Below are 1,010 nucleotides of genomic sequence, written 5' to 3'. Positions count from 1 at the left end.
GCCGTCGTCGCGGAGCGAGAAGATCGCGCCGTACATCCACGGCTGGCTCGCCGGGGCCGACAACCTCACCGGCGCCGCGGTTTTCGACGGCTACTCGCAGTTCGACGCCATGTCCGTCGCCGCCGAGCGCAGGCTCGACGCGGTCGACTTCCTCGCCATGCCGACCTCCCCGGTCGCCGCCTGGCCGGTCGAACTGACTGTCCCGGGCGACAATCCGACCCTGCCGTTCCGGCACATCGGGTTCACGGTCCCGTTCAATGCCGGTGGCCATCCGGCGATCTCGATGAACTGCGGCTGGTCCGCCGACGGCACCGCCATCGGCGTCCAGTTCGTCGGCCGCCGCTACGACGACGTCCGGTTGCTGCGGCTGGCCGCGGCCTTCGAGCGGGCGCGCCCGGCCCAGAACCCTTGGCCGCAGCCGCCGGTCAGCCCCTGACGCTCGGCTGGCCGCTCTCGATGTGGCCGCGGAAGTGGCGCTGATAGGCCGGGTCGACGTCGACGGTCAGCGAAAGGTCGTACCAGCCTTTGCCGTAGCTCAGCGCGTTCCAGGTGTCGGTGGTGGTCTTGCCCGGTGCGATCTTGTACGTCCACGGGCCGTCGGTGCGGTAACCGTTGGCGCGCACCGTGACCACGGCCTGGGCGGCGCCCTTGTTCGTCATCGACAGCTGGAGCTTGTTGTCGGCGGAGTAGGCGGCGGTCACCTCGAGCGGTGACGTCGAGGTTCCGCTCATCCGCCACAGGAAGCGATTGGGGCCGTGTATCGCGATGCCGTACTTGCGGTCCGGGTAGCTCTGCACGTTCCAGGTGTCGGTGACGGTGGCCCCCGATTTCACGTCGTAGCGCCACGGTCCGTCGGTGCGCCCGTCGTTGCGGTAGGCCGCCAACTGGATATCGGCCGCGCCGGTGTTGCGGAAGGTCGTCGTCAGCGCGCCGCCCGCGGCGAGGGTCGCGTTCGCCACCGGCGCGTAGGGCAGTGCCCTGGCCGGGCGCGTGCCCGGCTCCTGCGTCGG

2 protein-coding genes are annotated in these 1,010 nt (G+C 70.6%); one reads left to right on the top strand and one right to left on the bottom strand.

What is annotated here, in order from left to right:
* On the top strand, positions 1 to 436 hold a 436-nt coding region (locus ON39_RS33915; RefSeq protein ID WP_040740338.1), incomplete at its 5' end, for an amidase family protein.
* On the opposite strand, the gene ON39_RS33910 is transcribed toward ON39_RS33915, so the two are convergent.
* The coding region (locus tag ON39_RS33910) for a phospholipase domain-containing protein (RefSeq protein WP_040740337.1) at positions 426 to 1,010 on the bottom strand (585 nt) is incomplete at its 5' end. The two genes, ON39_RS33915 and ON39_RS33910, sit on opposite strands and share 11 nt — an antisense overlap.

Origin of the sequence: Nocardia tenerifensis NBRC 101015 (assembly GCF_000308715.1) — a bacterium.
GTDB classification, from domain to species: domain Bacteria; phylum Actinomycetota; class Actinomycetes; order Mycobacteriales; family Mycobacteriaceae; genus Nocardia; species Nocardia tenerifensis.
The sequence above is the reverse complement of the archived record's forward strand: the minus strand, read 5'-3'. Positions and strand labels throughout refer to the sequence as shown.